General features: G+C 40.2%; 17 protein-coding genes. 13 read left to right on the top strand and 4 right to left on the bottom strand.

Translation table 11 applies throughout. The annotated features are described in order from the left end of the window. Positions 1-132: 132 nt before the first annotated feature. On the bottom strand, positions 133-663 hold the full coding sequence (locus tag ACQ4LT_RS11905; RefSeq protein ID WP_445666277.1) for a ferritin: 531 nt from the start codon (positions 661-663) through the stop codon (positions 133-135). A gap of 419 nt (positions 664-1,082) precedes the next feature. On the opposite strand from ACQ4LT_RS11905, the gene ACQ4LT_RS11900 reads away from it, so the two are divergent. Continuing rightward, positions 1,083-2,420, top strand: a complete 1,338-nt coding sequence (locus ACQ4LT_RS11900) for a M1 family aminopeptidase (protein ID WP_445666276.1) — start codon at positions 1,083-1,085, stop codon at positions 2,418-2,420. Between the two features lie 436 nt (positions 2,421-2,856). After that, positions 2,857-3,552: a class I SAM-dependent methyltransferase gene (locus ACQ4LT_RS11895; RefSeq protein WP_445666275.1), complete on the top strand. Its 696-nt coding sequence runs from the start codon at positions 2,857-2,859 to the stop codon at positions 3,550-3,552. 375 nt (positions 3,553-3,927) lie between these two features. Here the strand turns inward: ACQ4LT_RS11895 and ACQ4LT_RS11890 are convergent, their stop codons facing one another. Both ACQ4LT_RS11890 and ACQ4LT_RS11885 read right to left on the bottom strand, forming a co-directional pair. Continuing rightward, positions 3,928-4,101 (bottom strand): hypothetical protein, encoded by a 174-nt coding sequence (locus ACQ4LT_RS11890; protein WP_445666274.1) that lies wholly within the window; start codon positions 4,099-4,101, stop codon positions 3,928-3,930. After that, positions 4,091-4,531: a carboxypeptidase-like regulatory domain-containing protein gene (locus ACQ4LT_RS11885; RefSeq protein ID WP_445666273.1), complete on the bottom strand. Its 441-nt coding sequence runs from the start codon at positions 4,529-4,531 to the stop codon at positions 4,091-4,093. The genes ACQ4LT_RS11890 and ACQ4LT_RS11885 overlap by 11 nt, the downstream gene beginning before the upstream one ends. Positions 4,532-4,641: 110 nt before the next feature. On the opposite strand from ACQ4LT_RS11885, the gene ACQ4LT_RS11880 reads away from it, so the two are divergent. The 9 genes from ACQ4LT_RS11880 (at position 4,642) to ACQ4LT_RS11840 (ending at position 11,909) form a co-directional block, all read left to right on the top strand. Beyond that, positions 4,642-5,091 carry a hypothetical protein gene (locus tag ACQ4LT_RS11880; protein ID WP_445666272.1) on the top strand — a complete coding sequence of 150 codons (450 nt, stop codon included), beginning with the start codon at positions 4,642-4,644 and terminating at the stop codon, positions 5,089-5,091. 112 nt (positions 5,092-5,203) lie between these two features. Continuing rightward, entirely contained in the window at positions 5,204-5,725 is a 522-nt protein-coding gene (locus ACQ4LT_RS11875; protein ID WP_445666271.1) for a hypothetical protein, read from the top strand. Positions 5,726-6,471: 746 nt separating this feature from the next. After that, complete coding sequence (locus ACQ4LT_RS11870) at positions 6,472-7,173, top strand: hypothetical protein (protein WP_445666270.1); 702 nt, start codon at positions 6,472-6,474, stop codon at positions 7,171-7,173. 323 nt (positions 7,174-7,496) lie between these two features. After that, positions 7,497-8,585 (top strand): DUF5694 domain-containing protein, encoded by a 1,089-nt coding sequence (locus ACQ4LT_RS11865; RefSeq protein ID WP_445666269.1) that lies wholly within the window; start codon positions 7,497-7,499, stop codon positions 8,583-8,585. A gap of 200 nt (positions 8,586-8,785) precedes the next feature. Then, positions 8,786-9,400, top strand: coding sequence for a hypothetical protein (locus ACQ4LT_RS11860; protein ID WP_445666268.1), 615 nt, complete (start codon positions 8,786-8,788; stop codon positions 9,398-9,400). A 12-nt stretch (positions 9,401-9,412) separates the two neighbouring features. Continuing rightward, on the top strand, positions 9,413-9,712 hold the full coding sequence (locus ACQ4LT_RS11855; RefSeq protein WP_445666267.1) for a winged helix-turn-helix domain-containing protein: 300 nt from the start codon (positions 9,413-9,415) through the stop codon (positions 9,710-9,712). Positions 9,713-9,727: 15 nt separating this feature from the next. Beyond that, complete coding sequence (locus ACQ4LT_RS11850) at positions 9,728-9,922, top strand: PEP-CTERM sorting domain-containing protein (protein WP_445666266.1); 195 nt, start codon at positions 9,728-9,730, stop codon at positions 9,920-9,922. Positions 9,923-10,008: 86 nt separating this feature from the next. After that, on the top strand, positions 10,009-10,560 hold the full coding sequence (locus tag ACQ4LT_RS11845) for a hypothetical protein (RefSeq protein ID WP_445666265.1): 552 nt from the start codon (positions 10,009-10,011) through the stop codon (positions 10,558-10,560). A 380-nt stretch (positions 10,561-10,940) separates the two neighbouring features. After that, positions 10,941-11,909 carry a hypothetical protein gene (locus ACQ4LT_RS11840; RefSeq protein ID WP_445666264.1) on the top strand — a complete coding sequence of 323 codons (969 nt, stop codon included), beginning with the start codon at positions 10,941-10,943 and terminating at the stop codon, positions 11,907-11,909. 152 nt (positions 11,910-12,061) lie between these two features. On the opposite strand, the gene katG is transcribed toward ACQ4LT_RS11840, so the two are convergent. Continuing rightward, positions 12,062-14,287, bottom strand: a complete 2,226-nt coding sequence (gene katG, locus ACQ4LT_RS11835; protein WP_445666263.1) for a catalase/peroxidase HPI — start codon at positions 14,285-14,287, stop codon at positions 12,062-12,064. A 760-nt stretch (positions 14,288-15,047) separates the two neighbouring features. On the opposite strand from katG, the gene ACQ4LT_RS11830 reads away from it, so the two are divergent. Continuing rightward, the gene (locus ACQ4LT_RS11830; RefSeq protein ID WP_445666262.1) at positions 15,048-16,163 is read left to right on the top strand and encodes a hypothetical protein; all 1,116 of its coding nucleotides are present in this window, start codon (positions 15,048-15,050) and stop codon (positions 16,161-16,163) included. Between the two features lie 19 nt (positions 16,164-16,182). After that, positions 16,183-16,608: a substrate-binding domain-containing protein gene (locus tag ACQ4LT_RS11825; RefSeq protein WP_445666261.1), complete on the top strand. Its 426-nt coding sequence runs from the start codon at positions 16,183-16,185 to the stop codon at positions 16,606-16,608. The last annotated feature ends 11 nt before the right edge of the window (positions 16,609-16,619 follow it).

The following is a 16,619-nucleotide window of genomic DNA, read 5'->3' as shown; positions in this document are numbered from 1 at the left end:
TGATGTCGCTCATATATCTTAGTATCTCCCATTCCTCGGCGTATCATCCACCGATTCAACTTTGAAGACTGAATTATACCCCCCCCTATACCAAAAGGGGATTTTATTTACAACCAACTAATAACATTTATGTTATTGTTGGTCTTCACTTTGTTCTGCTTCTTTTCCATTCTGGCCTTGTCTTTCCGCCATCTCGCGATCCAGTAGGTACAATCCGGAGCCGTCTTCTCCGACTAATTTTAGTTTATCAATAATATCTTGCACCATCTCCTCTTCCTCTACCTGTTCATCAATAAACCAAAGTAATAAACTTTCCAGCGGATAATCGCCTTCCTCCCTGGCAAGACTATACATTTTGTGAATACGTTTCGTGATATGCTGCTCCTGTTCAAGAGCAAGTTCGAACGCTTTCAGCGGAGAATCAAATTGTACTTTTGGTTTTTCAATATCTTGCAATATTGGTCGGCCGTCTCTTTGAATCAAGTGATTGTAGAACTTCATACCATGTTCTATTTCCTCTTGCCACTGGGCTTTCAGCCAGCTTGCAAAGCCACCAAGGTTTTTCTCTTCAAACCACGCCGATATCGCCAAATAAGCATACGCCGACTGAAATTCTTCTTGAATCTGATTGTTTATTTCTTCTTCTATATTTTGCTTAATCATAGTATCAAATATTCAATTTAAATTATTAGTTTATTTTTTTTATCCATTATAAAGATACCACTTTGCTACTAAATTGTCCTATATATACTTATTATTAAATACATTATGGGAATTTATTGAAAAGACCGTGTGTAATCTGAGGCATTAAAGTATTTCTACTTCCACTTCCAAAAGTCCACCCACCTAACACGGGCATTAAGTGGGGCGTGCCTCGCCTTTGGCTTCCAGTTTCGATCTTGTCAGTTACCGTCGTACATTTAAACAAATTTAGCGCTACTTTGCACGCCCTTATGCGCAATAAGGTTAGGTTTCTTTCTTACTACAAGTATAGCAAGAAATGTAACATGCGCTACAATTATTGGTATACTTATAGTTACGTATTAAATTCAATCATATAATCTGATGTTCAAATGTGTTCATTGGACGCACTACCAGAGATACTCCGCCGCAGTACACTTCCTTATGTATTTTCAGCCATCATACTTGTTCCATTTTTTATAATTGGTTGCCAGCCAGGTACCGATTCCACAGCGAAGAAGCCTGTTTTTCCAGATAGCACAACGCATTATCAGATTGATGCGCAAATTCGTCCCGACTCAGGCCAGTTCGACGTAGCAATAGACATGCAATTTGTACCTAAAGCCTCAACAGACACCCTCCGCTTTTTGCTTCATGATGCCTTTAAATTGGACGAACTCAGCGGGCCGGTTGTAGGCAACTACTCAATAAGTCCGTGGCACTTCGGTGGAGAAGACACCGTACACACCAAAGTTGTTAGTATTCCACTTTCCAAAACTATGACGCCGTCGGATCAAGTGGCAATAACATGGGAATACGCCGGGCGTCTCCAAAACAGGCAAATTCCGGGTATTGGAGGAGCGGTCGTGTCCCCACACTGGACTGAGTTACCGTTAGAAGCCATGTGGGTTCCAGTTCATGCTTCTATTGGTACCCGATTTACGTTTGACGCAACGGTCGATTTGCCCAAAAGCTATGAGGTCGCCAGCATTGGTGTGTTGCAGAAAACGGATGCAGGCTGGCACATCCAGTCTCCTGTGCCGGGACCCGACGTACCTCTTGTGATTTCTGACCAAATGCAGACGCAGAAGTATACAAATGGTGAGATTCCTTTGACAGTGTATCACGGAGGTGCACCTGACTCCTTGACATCTTTTGTAGCTCAAAGAACCCGACAGATTCTTGACCGCTATACCCGACGGTTCCAAGGTGGAAGCGATACTGATGCACTGCGTATCACCCTGGCACCGGTTGAACGGACCACTCCGAGCAGCTATGCACGAACCGGTCTCATCGCACTACGACATGACATAGAACCCGACACGAGTCTATTTGGGTTAATCGCACATGAGGCCGCGCATCTCTGGTGGACAGATTCGGTAAATCCCATGAGCCGTCATAATTTCCTAAATGAATCATTCGCCGAATATGAATCTTGGCTGGCACTACGTAAGATATATGACGACACTATCTTTCAGAAACGGATAGAAGAGGCACGTAAGAATGCCCAGAAGGCGCCGAGTTTCGATGAGTGGCAACCTCGTTTCGATGGCGCACTCTCTTATAACAAGGGGCCCTTGCTCCTCCATCAACTACACCAGCGCATCGGTGAAGCCAATTACCAGTCCTTTCTGAGATCACTTCAGCAAAAAGATGTTGGTACGATTGGTGACATGATCGCAACACTCGAAGAAGTCACCAATCCCGATACTGCAACATGGTTTCGGAAGAAATTATAATTACTCTCCCTTACATATCATTACTCCTAAAATTAGAGCAAACTAAAAGAAACCTAACCGTGCCATTAACGAGGACGCGCCTCGCCCTCTCTTGCTCGTTTTGTTCTCTTAGCGCAAATAATAAAATTTAAAATAATCAATCATTGCTCCTTGCACCTCACAAAGCAACCTATGCAGACGGCGGGGTTGCATGACATCTAACTTATATTAGCGAAACCCCATTTGAGGTTTTGAAATCCAGAACTTTTTCAAGTAATTATTCGCTACTTATTAATATTTATGAACCAGAATAATTTTCACATCAAAATTTAAGAAGTTTATTCTTATACGCTTATTCCATAAGGTCAAGGCACTTTTCCCAGATATCGGTTTTCTAATCACCAGAATATGGTATTGGTACGTGAACCTGATAGATAACCAACAACGAGTTACTTTTATGAATTACGGGTATGCTGATGACCAACCGCCTCAACTAAGCGACTGCGATGTTGACAACCGCTACCCCATTCAGCTATACCATCACACGGCTTCTCAAATTCCATTAAAGGGAAAGGAGGTACTGGAGGTGGGATGCGGCCGTGGAGGCGGCGCAGAATATCTTGGGCGGTGTTTCCGTCCCGCGAACCTGATCGGCATGGACATCAGTGAGCAGGCTGTTGATTTTTGCATAGAGAAATACAGGGATGACAAACACCTATCTTTTGTGCGTGGGGATGCCCTGGCCTTGGGGCAGTTGTTCTCCCCGGAATCATTTGATGTGGTGGTCAATGTGGAATCTTCCCACCGCTATACGGATTTCTCGGCCTTTGCACAAGGCATTTATACCATTTTATCGCCGGGAGGGCACCTCTTGCTTACAGATTTCAGAAAATCGGACAAATGGGATCCCGTACAGGATGAACTCCGGGAGGCCGGTCTTACGATAATCCGGACCGAAGATATCACGTCTAATGTTGTACGAGCGCTTGATGAGGATTCTGTCCGGCGTGAAACTCTTATTGAGGAAATGACGCCCCGCATTTTAAACAACGTGGCCCGGGAATTTGCCGGCACTAAGGGAACGAAACTCTACCGTTCCTTTGCTAACGGTGAACGACTTTATTATGCCATGGTGATTCAAAAGCCGTCGTAAAAAACCCTCTCTCTACCATCCGCTTTCTGGATAACACTTAGGGATTCGCCCAATAACCCGCGCTTTAACGTGGACACGCCTCGCCCTCTCCTTTCCTCCCTTCCATTTATTAGTTAATCATTCGTTTAAAAACGAATTCGACATTCCGGCGCCTGGCGGTTATGCGCAATGTCATTAGGTACATTTAGCCTAATCCAGATTAGTATTTCACCTTTAACCCATAAATTAAATCATTCGGATTTTTTTGCCATTTCCCCATTACATGGTCTCTGTTATAGACTTCTGAATCGAAAAACAATCCAATAGCAAACATGGGGCTAAATGTTTGGCCTTTGCTTGGTAACAATTCAAAAACCAAGAAAAAATTTCGCTTAGCTATATGGATGTCATGTTTTTTAAAATTACAGCTGATCCATCTTTATCTTTTTCAACAGTAGTAATTATGGATTTTTCTACTATATCATCACCAGGAAATTTATTTGTAGTATCGATTTCAGCAATTCGACACCTCATTTTTAATTCAACATTTTCATTTTTCTTAAGAAACATTCTTGCATGTAATATTTTCATAGGCAATGGCCCCCCACTTAATTTTAAAAGCATAAGCAGCCCCAATTTTTTCATGTTCGATATTTCGTCCATAAGAAGTACTTAATACCGGTCGTATTTTTTTGCCTATCCATTTTGTTTCTGGTTCAGCATCGGTTACCGTAATTGACTTCATCTGATAGGTTTTCGGCTGAAGCCTTAATTTAACGGGGCTCGAATTCGAAATAGATGACAAAGCAAATTTTTCAGTATGGTAACCAATGGCCGAAACCTGGAGCGTATCTTTTTTATGATCCTGGGAAATATTTAGTTTGAAGGCCCCATTTAGTCCTGAAGCAGTTCCTAAATATTTAGCTGGAATTCTAATGTGAGCGTAAGAAATGGGCTCACCATTTTCAGCATCTAAAATACTGCCTTGGACAGTAATCATGGGCTGTCCGTAGCAAAGACATGAAATAAGAGATGTAACCAGTACAACACATAATATTTCATAGAAGAAAGATTACGATTGCTTGGTCTCAATGTTTCAATGGCAAGTAAATGCACCATATCGACCGAATCAAAATTGACAAATTTAACCAATCCGGTTTTAGCTTTTCGGTTCATATTTCTGACGGTATGGAAGGTAGCTACCAGCTAAAAAGCTCGATCTATAACCGACAAGCTCTATTGGGGGAAGAAACCGAAGAGATCAGTCTGGACAATTCAAAAACAAGGAAAACTCGTACCATCAGCTACGACCAGCTCTTTCACAAATGCTTTGAAGAATTTCGAGGATCAAATATTTACGCATGTATTGAAGACACGGGCGCGAAATCTTTTTTTACGTTAGAGTCGCAACTGATCCCCCTCAAAGACAAAGAGCAAAGAATCACCAAAATTCGGGATGAGATTGAGTTGACATCCGCCGAGAAAACTGAATTCTCCATGGACACCTTTACCAATAACCGAGAAGTCGAGGTAAACAGTTTTCAACCGGTAGATCAGTAAGAGCTATATTAGAAGAGCCTGTGTACAATAAATAACTCAAATTGAATTAATTTTTGTTCGTGGACTGGTTATATGCCAGCACATTTTATTGTTAATCCAAACCTTGAGTATTATGTCACCAATAAAATTATCACTTAATGTAAATGATCCTGACTTAAGAAAAACATTTTTTCAAAAGACATTGCCTAAAGCCATTGATGCTTTGGATCAAAATATGGATCCTGACTGGGGAAAAATGAGCGCCCAGCACATGATTGAACACTTAATCTTTTCATTCAGAATGTCAACAGATAAGCTGGATCTTGAATGTAATACACCAGAAGGCACAAGGAATAAACTTCAAGCTTTTTTAAATTCGAATCGCCCCATGCCCAAAGGCTTTATAAATCCTGTAGCAGGAACTGAATTATTAGATTTACAATATCCAAGTTTAGAGCACGCAAAAGAAATATTAAAAGAAGAAATACAATACTACTTAACCTATTACAAAAACAACCCCGATGCTGTTCAAACCAATCCAACCTTTGGGAAATTGGGATCGGAACAATGGCAAAAGTTTCACTTTAAACATTGTTTTCATCATTTATCACAGTTTAACCTGATTGATCAAAATAAAACCGACGAAAATAAGTAACACAATCTACGCATTACCACAGACGAAGTTCATCTATTTATTTGCAAACTTTTAGCTTTTTAGCCCTTCGTTCATTATTTATCAACGTAATATTTTTCAAGATGCCTGTTAGGCGCAAGTCCGTTAGAGAGTTTAAAATAGTTCACCAATCATGAAAAAAAACTCAAAAACTATCAAATAGCTTTTTGGTTTACAGCACCGTCTGCCTTTCGATACTTATATATATATTTTCGGCGTTTTTGCTGTAATTAATGTTGTAAAAGAGTCTAGCCAAATAGGTTTTATAGAAGCTTTTACAGAGAATACTATCTCGACTATTTTGGGAATAATTTGTCTTTTTCTCGCAGCGCCGAGTTATAGATTAACGTAATCTCTGAGAATATTAGAAATAACAGATTATGAGAACGGCCCTGCTATCCTTACTCCTTATGTTCCCCTTTTTAGAGATGATATGCCACAGGCTGATACCAAAACAACTGTTCTAAATATCAAGAAGGTAAGTCAGAATAATTATTTCAATAGATTGGTTGAATTGCGATTTGACGACAATGGTTCCGAAAGAATTATCAAGAGCTTTATTAATCCCAGATTACTGAAAAAACTAAAACACAACTGATCAATATATTAACTCGGGCCGACCTTGCGCTCTCTTTTGCTAAATAGTAAACTGAAAATCGAATTAATATTGGTACCTGCTTTATACGCAGTACCGTTATAGGACTTAATCGAGATCAACCGATGCTATTATGAGAAAATTAGGTTTAATCTTACTCCTGTTTATTTTTATATCCACCGCTTATGGGCAAAGTTCAGAGCTTTCCGTCCATTTGAACTCTGGACTGTTTTCTTTTGGTGGTCAATCTGCTACAAAAAACTCTATTATTATAGCCAATGATGCAGGTTCCAATTATACAATCAATCCCTACGGAACTAAGAAAACCTTTTCTTATGGATTCTCTGCTCAACTTCAACGTATTACTAACTATAAATTAATTTTTGGTCTTCAAGCAGGATATGAGTTATTACGAAGTAGAGTTAACATAAATGATGTCTCTGGAGAATTCCTTGATCCTCCATCTTCTGCATCCGGTCAAACAACATTTAAAAATGGATTTATAACCTTATATCCAAACATTGGTCGAAGATTCATTTTTAACGATCTAAATATTGATCTGACTATGGGTCCTGAATTAGGATTCAATATCCTTAGCAGAGAACAAGGAGAAGCAACAACAAACAATAATATTGTTGTAAAAACTGATCGTGAAAGGAATCACGCCAATACCGATTTTAGACTTCGATCATCTTTAACAGTCTATTATAAAAACTGGGGAATATCGACGGGCTATTCTTATGGATTTCGCAACTATTCCGGTGATTTAGTTGGAGGCAATAGAGAAAGGTTTTCGCGATTTATCAGATTTGGCATTACTTATAGAATTAAATAATTAGTTAATCCAATAAGCCTGTAACCTGTGCATTAACGTGGACAAGCCTTGCCCTCTTCTGTCTCTTTCTGGCTTTTTACCTTTCCATTCGTTACTTAATCAAGCTTAACAATATTTCGTATGTCCTTATTTAATAGTCTATAATACACCTAATAACAAGATAAAAAACAATGGAAAAAATTGTAGGAACCGTTGATTGGAAATAGTCGGCTGTTTCTTATGCTTACACTAAAGTGCAACAATGAGCCTTCCCTTTCGAAAAAAACAACTGTTACTTCTGTAAGTTTTTGAAATGCTAATTTCAACATCAAGAAATTAACTATATGCCCTTTAGAAATTTAATTATTCTGACAGTTGCCTTTTTTATAGCATCATCTTGTTCCTATTTCTCCGCACCCACTCCGGTAGAAGAACTACTACCCAAAAAAGCTGATATAAATCTCGAATATTATGCAGACTCTGCGCCTCCTGATTCCGGTTCTACATCTGTCTTAATTCTGGGAACCTCACACTTGGCCCAAAAGGAACAGAAGGTTGACTCGCCTCGTATTGAGCGTGTCACTTCATCCCTTGCAACATACGATCCAGATCTGGTAGCAGTTGAATATCTCCCTGCAGACTATCCAAGAGGTAAAGGAAGAGACTATCGCAAAGACTTTAACGTAAAGAACTACGCCTCCCAATGGAATATGAGTATAAGCGAGGCGGATTCCATCATTAAAGCGTATCGACATACTACGGATTGGCCTTCGGATCCCTGCCGGTTAGCCAAGAGCTACTTTTTGCAATATGATCATGCAAATGCCCTTTATTACTGGAATACAAATAACTGTAAAGCCGTTGAGAAGTTTAAGGAAATCAATGAGTGGGCTGAATACTGGAGGGAACACGAGAGTGTCCGAATTGGACATCCCGTAGCATACGCTGGAGAAGTTCGCGAACTGACGAGTTTTGACTATCAGGGAGAGGATGCCAAATGGTTTATTGGAAAATATGCCAAAGATCAGCTATACAGCGGGCGACTGGATGCGCTTTACACGTTTTGGCCAATGATTCCGAAAGTGGGATCAATACGAGGAACGTATGCAGCCCGCTACGGCCATATCGATAATTACCTAAAGGAGCTTTACAAGAAAAATTCTCCAGAACATACAGGGCTACAGTATTGGGTGTACGAAGAGAAAATGCAGCGTATCGTTTGGGATGGCGACAGCGTAGGAAGTCGACAGGTGGACAATTATTGGCTCAGAAATAAGAAGATGTTTACAAATGTGCAGGATGCTATTAAAGAAAAGGATGCCAAACGAGCACTGATTATAGTCGGAGCTGGCCACAAATACTTTCTCGATGAGTTAGTCCGTAAATCAGATTATCGATGGATTGATCCACGGGAATATTTGTCCCCTCTTTGATATGGGACTAGTTGTAAGATTTAGGGTGTACTATTAAACAGGAAACAAGGTGGTTATCCTCTGACAATCAATATTAGATGTATTAATCTACAGACTGCTTAAACCTTCTTGAACAGATAAATCTGAAAATACTTAATAATTCTGGCAACTATTGTATAAGAGCAATTTTAGTATTAACTTTGAAATAAAAAGTACTTTGTATGAAAGAAGAACAAAATTATATTCAAGATTTAGCCGAGATACGCTCCATGATGGAGCGGTCTTCCAAATTTTTGTCGCTCTCTGGTTTGGCAGGGGTAATGGCCGGGATTTATGGATTAGCAGGAGCTTATATTGCTTATAGTATTTTCAATTTTAATCCCGATGAAATTATCTATAATTCCCTTAATTCTTCAAGCTTATCAATGATCATATTATTAGCCATTACCATATTGGTTCTGGCTATAGGCACCGCCATTTTTCTTTCCTGGAAAAAAGCTAATAAGAGGAATGAAAATGTATGGAATATCCCATCACGGCAAATGTTAGTCAACATGGCAGTTCCCTTGGCAGCAGGTGGAATTTTTATATTGGTGTTAATTTCAAAAGGACTTATAGGATTGATTGCCCCTTCAACTCTCCTGTTTTACGGCCTTGCCTTATATACTGCCAGTAAATTTACGTACGATGATCTGAAATTTTTAGGCCTAATCCAGATGGGGCTGGGATTAGCGGGCGCTTGGTTTGTTGAGTATGGTTTACTTCTCTGGGCCCTGGGATTTGGAGTTGCCCATATAATCTACGGCATTTATATGCATTTGAAGTACGAACGGTGAAAACAGCTATCAATGAAAATATCGATCGATGATCTACATAAAGCATTCGAAAGCCGTGTCCGACTTGGAATTATGTCTGTGTTAGCGGTAAATGATGGACTTGATTTCACATCACTGAAGGATTTGCTGGATGTTACTGACGGCAATCTGGCAACGCACATTAAAAAATTAGAAAAAGAAGGTTTTGTGGAGGTAGAAAAATCTTTTATCGACAATAAACCCAACACCACATATTACATGACCCAAGAGGGAAAGAATGCGTTTGAAGAACACCTTAACGTCTTGGAGGAGATCATTAAATCACAGAAATAACAAATCAAAATAGATATGAAAAAAGTAAACACTAAAAAACTAAAAACACACTCCCTGTTATCGATACTGACCATTGTATTTGGGGTTGCGTTTTTGATATTCATGATAGTTGTAGAAGATGAACCGGGTACCATTCCATTATTACTAATTGTAGCCGGTACAGGATGGTACTTTATCACCCGATACAGACTTCGATCAAAAGAAACATAATCTTACAGAGTCAAAATATTTTTTACTCTTTAACTTTGTAATTCAAAGTACTTTTAAATAAAGATAACCAACTAAAGGTAATTCTCATGAAAACAGATAGTAACTTATACCAATCCATAGCCAGCCTTGCATTCGTTACCGGATTAATATTAATGATTCCATTTACCGCAATGCAATTCACCGAAGAAGTGGTCTGGACGCTGAATGATTTCATTTTCGCCGGGATTCTCCTATTTGGCACTGGCCTTACCCATAAACTGATAACGAGAAAGTCAGATGAAACTATTTACCAGATCGCTGTTGGTTTTGCACTTTTTACGGGACTATTTCTTATCTGGACTAATCTCGCGGTGGGCATCATTGGATCGGAGGATAATCCCATAAACTTATTATACTTCGGAGTTATTTTTGTAGGAATCATCGGTGCGCTCATGGCCCGTTTTCAATCACAGGGAATGGCTTTAACAATGTTCGCAATGGCGCTCGCTCAGGCATTGGTGGCTGCTATTGCTTTAATCGGTGGATTCTACCAGTCCCCTCCCAGCACGGTTTTCCACATCATAGGTATAAATGGATTTTTCATCACACTGTTTCTCGTATCAGCCCTGCTATTTCGATATGATTTTCAGAAGCAATAATCAGCTATCCCAGTTTCCATAGTACATTAAAAAAATCAACGCTGCTTTATTTTCCTGTATACACAAGTTAAAGCAAAAGCATCTGGACAAGATTAAACCACGAATGAAAGCGGCTGCTTCGTAGAGTTAAAGCTATTAAGCACTCAATTGACTGCGAAGTTGCGTTAATGCCAAGAGGACTTTTTTTATTTAATACAGAGAAAGAAACCTGTTGGAAAGATTATAGATTTGCTCTAATTGCAGGTTCAAACGAAAAATGGTATCTATATTGATACTAACTATAAAATAGATTGAGGGGATATATGTACATTTCACCATTTATCAAACGTCCAGCAACATTTACGCTAACCTTAGCTTTAGTACTATCAAGTATAGTGCTAATGACAACTTGTAACGATACTGACACAGAAAGTGAGAGTGTGGTAGAAGTAACTGCTACTCACGACGCCGAAGAGAATAAGCATCTATTTGAGATGAGCACTAATGAAATCTCATCAGGGTGGACAACATTTCAATTCAATAATGCGTCAGGATATGACCATTTCTTTTTGATTTGGAAAGTTCCGGAACAAGGAATTGAGGCTGCAAAATCGGCCGATGAATCAATTCTTAATCATTGGTTTAAAGGCATCACAAAACCATTCCAAATGGAGTTTAATCCATATATAGATGGTGAAATCAACTTTGATAAATTTACAGATAGTTTGATCGCCACCATTTCGGAGAAAGCTCCCTGGTTTTTTGATCCCGGTGCAAAAACCATGGGGGGACCAGGATTTACCACAGCCGGAACCACATCTAAAACCACCATCCACCTGGAACCGGGTGAATATATCGTTGAATGCTACGTGAAGAATGAAGAAGAGATATTCCATTCGTATATCGGCATGCTTGAACATATAAGCGTTACTGATGAAACCTCTGGCACTGAAGAACCGGACCTCACGAATACTGTAACCATTTCATCCACGGAAGGAATTCAGGTTGATCAAGACTTAAATGAAGGAAGTCATACCTTTAAAATTATTTTCAAGGATCAGAAGTCTTATGCTCATCTCCAGGGCCATAATGTACAACTGGTAAAATTAAATGATAAAGAAGATGAGAAACTGCTTAGCAATCTCGCAACCTGGATGGATTGGAGGCAACCCGGTAGCCTTGTTGACCGAGCTCCTGAAGGAGCACAGTTTATGGGTGGTACCATGGAAATGGCTGAGGGTGGAATCGCTTATTTCCATGTGACCCTGGAGCCGGGAGATTATGCATGGATTGCCGAAGTACCTGAGCCGGCTGAGCATAATATGTTGAAAACGTTTACAATAACAGAAAAAAGCAACTCTGGAAATTAAGGTTAACAAATTTTTCAGGATTAACTCGAAAAGTTAAAAATAAAAAAGGGCAGCCTGATAAGCAGGCTGCCCTTTTACATTTTCTAAAATGTTAACCAAATCTGCTATTTAAAGTTCTATTTAAATAAGAACCATTAGCATCTTGGCTAAAATTAATCCAGATCGAAGCGATCCAGTTGCATGACTTTGGTCCATGCATCAACGAAGTCATTTACGAACTTCTCTTCTGCATCTTCACAAGCATAAACTTCAGCTAAAGCACGCAACTCAGAGTGTGACCCAAAGATCAAGTCAACACGGGTAGCTGTCCACTTGACATCACCGGTATCACGATCTTTGACTTCAAAAAGAAGTTTATCATCCGAAGTCGCCTCCGTAGTATAATCCATATCAAGTAGATTCACGAAGAAATCGTTGGTCAATGTTTCCGGCTTTTCGGTAAAGACGCCGTGATCAGAACCATCATAATTAGCATCCAAGGCACGCATCCCGCCTACAAGTACTGTCATTTCAGGGGGCGTAAGCGATAACAACTGGGCTTTATCAACCAACAGTTCTTCAGGCTTCGCATTGTGCTTTGGATTGTAATAATTACGAAATCCGTCAGCATCGGGATTGAGCCATTCGAATGAATCTTCATCCGTCTGCTCTGGCGTCGCATCATTGCGTCCCGGAGCGAAAGGTACTTCTATCTCATGACCTGCATCTTTGGCTGCTTTTTCGATAGCAGCAGCACCGCCGAGAACAATCAAGTCTGCAAGTGAAACGCGCTTATCGCCTGATTGAGCATTGTTAAATTCATCCTGAATGCCTTCAAGTACTTCAAGCGCCTTGGCTAATTGTTCAGGATTATTGACCTCCCAATCTTTCTGAGGAGCAAGTCGAACGCGAGCACCGTTGGCACCGCCTCGCTTGTCAGAATCGCGATAAGTTGAAGCCGAAGCCCAAGCCGTTTTAACAAGCTCGGATACGGTCAGATCGGAATCGAGGATCTTATTTTTAAGCACTTCAATATCCTTGTTATCAATCAGCTCGTAATCAACTTCGGGAATAGGATCTTGCCATAACAGATCTTCTTCAGGAACTTCCGGTCCGAGATAACGAGATTTGGGGCCCATGTCACGGTGAATAAGCTTGAACCATGCACGTGCATAAGCATCCGCAAATTCATCGGGATCTTCATAGAATCGCTTGGAAATCTTTCGGTACTCCGGATCTACTTTCAGAGCAAGATCCGTGGTCAGCATCATCGGAGCATTTTTCTTATCTGGATCATGAGCATCGGGTACGGTACCGTCTCCTGCTCCATCTTTTGGTTGCCATTGATATGCACCGGCAGGACTCTTCGTTAGCTCCCATTCATACTCAAAGAGATTTTCAAAGAAGCCCAAATCCCAACTTGTAGGGTCGTTGGTCCATGCACCTTCTTCACCGTCGGTGATTGTGTCTCCGCCTTTACCTGAACCGTAGTCGCTGATCCAGCCAAAGCCTTGTTCTTCGATATCGGCCGCTTCAGGTTCTGGTCCCTTATGTTCTAATGGTCCGGCCCCATGGGTTTTACCAAAGGTGTGTCCACCGGCAATGAGCGCAACCGTTTCTTCGTCATTCATTGCCATTCGTGCAAACGATTGTCGGATAAAGTGAGCTGATTTTTCGGGATCCGGTTCTCCATTCGGTCCTTCGGGATTTACGTAGATTAACCCCATATGATCAGCAGCGAGTGGTCCTTTTAGATTACCTTCTTCGTCATGTCGCTCATCATCCAACCACTCTTCTTCGGAACCCCAATTGACAGAAGTATCGGGCTCCCAGTCGTCTTCGCGTCCACCGGCGAAACCAAATGTTTCAAAGCCCATTGATTCCATCGCAACATTACCGGCCAGTACTAATAAGTCTGCCCATGACAATTTGCGACCATACTTTTGTTTGATAGGCCAAAGCAAGCGACGCGCTTTGTCTAAGTTGGCGTTGTCCGGCCAGCTGTTCAGAGGGGCAAAACGTTGTTGACCACCAGAAGCGCCACCGCGACCATCGGCAACACGGTACGTACCTGCAGCATGCCACGACATCCTAATGAAGAGACCTCCATAGTGTCCCCAGTCTGCGGGCCACCAGTCTTTCGAATCGGTCATCAGATCATGTAGATCTTGTTTTACGGCCTCGAAATCAAGCTTTTGAAATTCTTCCGCATAATCAAAATCCTCATCCATTGGGGTGCCCTTGGAGGAATGCTGGCGAAGCATATCCACATTTAATCTTTCGGGCCACCATTTATCGAGTTTTGTACCACCGGCAGCGGTTTCATTTGAATCCCCATTATGAAATGGGCATTTGCTTTCATTGCTACTTGATGTGTTCTGAGTTTTATCTTTATCCATACAATGCTTGGTTTATCAGTTTTTTTATTTATCTGTTTTAATCTAACCAAATCATTTATTCATATAAATTGTTTTCTGATAGAAAAATACTATAACCGATATTAGGCATAGCTATAAGATCTCCTTCAATAGTATATCTAAAGCGAGCAATAAAAGCATATAATATGTTCACCCTTTATTCTCATTGATCACATAAATTATCATATTGCCTTTAAAAAGAAGAGACAAAAAATTGAAGCAAAGTTCAGTTAGCTATATATAGCTACCAGTAAAAACTATCCGGCATACAAATACACTTGGTAAAAAAACAGTTCTTGCTACATTCCTATCATTAAATTTTCCCTGACGGTCAAGTCAACTGGTTATGATATTCTGGCACACGAAGTACTTGCTTTTTTCTGTAGCCAGTGCACGATTACTATCTTCGAATTGTCAGGGGGTTACAATTCAGGATTCTATTCATTCTTAACGGTTTTACAGTAATGGGTTAATACTGTATACATTACAATTCTCAATTTTACAGCCTCTCCGCATCTCTCGCAAATAGTTCAGATCGTACTGACATGAACTATTTGCTAAAAATTTATTTAAGAAAAATATAAAGGCCCCGATAACCCTACAAAATAACCTTAGGTGAACAAATAGCTTTTGGGCGGATAAAATAGTGAGTGACTAAGAACTCGATTCTTCACATCCTCCCCTATGCTACATAAGCAGCAAAGCTGTTTGTCAGCTGAACAACCCTTAATTCAAATTTCTTATGACAAACTTAAAGATACCAATCATCACATTACTACTGCTCTTTGTGGGCGCCAATATTTCCTTCTCACAAAGCAGTTGGGAGCCACAAACAAATATAACGGGATATATTTCAACCGAAATCAACTATTTTGATGAGCTGGAAGGATATGATTTAAATTATTCCGCAGCTGTCTCAGAAGCGGGAATTTTAATGTCTTATCAGCCCAAATCTAATTTTAGAATTAAAGGCGTATTCGTTTATCGACCCAATTTTGAGATCGACCAGATGTTAAACGAGGCTTTCGGCGAACTCACTATATCAGACGAAGTCAATTTTAAAGCCGGCCGATTTCTGTTGCCGTTAAGTCCCACAAATACCTATTATTACGCTCCTGTAAATACCAGTGCAACACTTCCTATCTTGGTAACAAATCATGAATTTTACCCCATTACCATTGATGGAGGCTCTTTTAATGGAGCAATCGGATCCGATTTCAAAGTCAATTACGACTTTTTTGCCGGTGGGTATAGCAATTCTACCTGGCTAAGAACCGGAGCTGTTAGATTCTTCGGAGATGAAGTTAACTACTTTAAAGATCAAATTGGTAGCAGCGCTACATTAGATCCGTCCTATAGCAAAACCTATAACTTTGGTTTAGGCGGTAGAGTGGGCTTTTCGTATAAATCAAATATTGATGTCGGTTTTAGTGCCTTCAAACCTAATGACGAGGACGTTCCACTACTCGTTAACGTTCCGGCCGGGGTTATTGGACCAGATCCCGCACAAATAGTTCAAGAAAGCTTATTTGAGAAGTTCAGCTATGGTGTTAATGTCAAATTTGAGTATAACAACACTAAATTAGTAGGTGAATATTGGTATTCTGATCTCAAAATAGACGGCAGTGCTACCGACTTAGAAGGAGGGTTTATAGAACTCAATCATCGTATCAATAAGGTTACCCCTTATGTTAGATATGAAGATCAAAAAACTGCTGACGTTGATTACAAACGCTATACTGCAGGTATAAACTACAAGCCGAATTTTACAAAGACGTTTAAGCTTGAGTACATGCGATATGAACACTCCAGTGGCGATATCAATGGCTTTGTTGGCACATTAATTTACTCATTCTAATATCTAAAGTTATAAAAAGATGAAAAACGTTATAACAACATTATTGGGCGTTATCTTGATTGCCTTTGCTACTGAAGCTACAGCACAGTCATTTAAAGTAATTGTAAATGAAGCAAATGCCACAGAAACAATTTCTAAAAAAGAATTATCCAAAATTTTTCTGAAAAATAAAACGAAGTGGGACGATGGATCATCCATCACTCCCGTAGATTTGAAAGCGAGTTCTGGAACTCGGAAAGCATTTTCAAATGAAATTCTCGGGCGGGATGTTGGTGCCATAAGAAGTTATTGGCAGCAAGCAGCTTTTTCCGGTGCCGGTACGGCGCCCGTCGAGCGTTCAAGTGAAGCTGAAGTTATCACTTTTGTAAAAAACAATCCCGGAGCCGTTGGTTATATATCCGAATCAACTGATGCTTCAGGTGCAAAAGTCTTAACCATCAACTAAACAATGATTTT

Source organism: Fodinibius sp. AD559 (assembly GCF_052712805.1).
This window is presented reverse-complemented; position numbering and strand designations above follow the sequence as displayed.

What these genes read in the sequence shown, in the direction of transcription:
- ACQ4LT_RS11825 (WP_445666261.1), top strand. Translation starts at nt 16,183, where the DNA reads ATGAAAAACGTTATAACAACATTATTGGGCGTTATCTTGATTGCCTTT.
- ACQ4LT_RS11870 (WP_445666270.1), top strand. Translation starts at nt 6,472, where the DNA reads ATGAGAAAATTAGGTTTAATCTTACTCCTGTTTATTTTTATATCCACC.
- ACQ4LT_RS11850 (WP_445666266.1), top strand. Translation starts at nt 9,728, where the DNA reads ATGAAAAAAGTAAACACTAAAAAACTAAAAACACACTCCCTGTTATCG.
- ACQ4LT_RS11880 (WP_445666272.1), top strand. Translation starts at nt 4,642, where the DNA reads ATGCACCATATCGACCGAATCAAAATTGACAAATTTAACCAATCCGGT.
- ACQ4LT_RS11890 (WP_445666274.1), bottom strand. Translation starts at nt 4,101, where the DNA reads ATGTTTCTTAAGAAAAATGAAAATGTTGAATTAAAAATGAGGTGTCGA.
- ACQ4LT_RS11830 (WP_445666262.1), top strand. Translation starts at nt 15,048, where the DNA reads ATGACAAACTTAAAGATACCAATCATCACATTACTACTGCTCTTTGTG.
- katG (WP_445666263.1), bottom strand. Translation starts at nt 14,287, where the DNA reads ATGGATAAAGATAAAACTCAGAACACATCAAGTAGCAATGAAAGCAAA.
- ACQ4LT_RS11885 (WP_445666273.1), bottom strand. Translation starts at nt 4,531, where the DNA reads ATGATTACTGTCCAAGGCAGTATTTTAGATGCTGAAAATGGTGAGCCC.
- ACQ4LT_RS11875 (WP_445666271.1), top strand. Translation starts at nt 5,204, where the DNA reads ATGTCACCAATAAAATTATCACTTAATGTAAATGATCCTGACTTAAGA.
- ACQ4LT_RS11840 (WP_445666264.1), top strand. Translation starts at nt 10,941, where the DNA reads ATGACAACTTGTAACGATACTGACACAGAAAGTGAGAGTGTGGTAGAA.
- ACQ4LT_RS11895 (WP_445666275.1), top strand. Translation starts at nt 2,857, where the DNA reads ATGAATTACGGGTATGCTGATGACCAACCGCCTCAACTAAGCGACTGC.
- ACQ4LT_RS11865 (WP_445666269.1), top strand. Translation starts at nt 7,497, where the DNA reads ATGCCCTTTAGAAATTTAATTATTCTGACAGTTGCCTTTTTTATAGCA.
- ACQ4LT_RS11845 (WP_445666265.1), top strand. Translation starts at nt 10,009, where the DNA reads ATGAAAACAGATAGTAACTTATACCAATCCATAGCCAGCCTTGCATTC.
- ACQ4LT_RS11855 (WP_445666267.1), top strand. Translation starts at nt 9,413, where the DNA reads ATGAAAATATCGATCGATGATCTACATAAAGCATTCGAAAGCCGTGTC.
- ACQ4LT_RS11905 (WP_445666277.1), bottom strand. Translation starts at nt 663, where the DNA reads ATGATTAAGCAAAATATAGAAGAAGAAATAAACAATCAGATTCAAGAA.
- ACQ4LT_RS11860 (WP_445666268.1), top strand. Translation starts at nt 8,786, where the DNA reads ATGAAAGAAGAACAAAATTATATTCAAGATTTAGCCGAGATACGCTCC.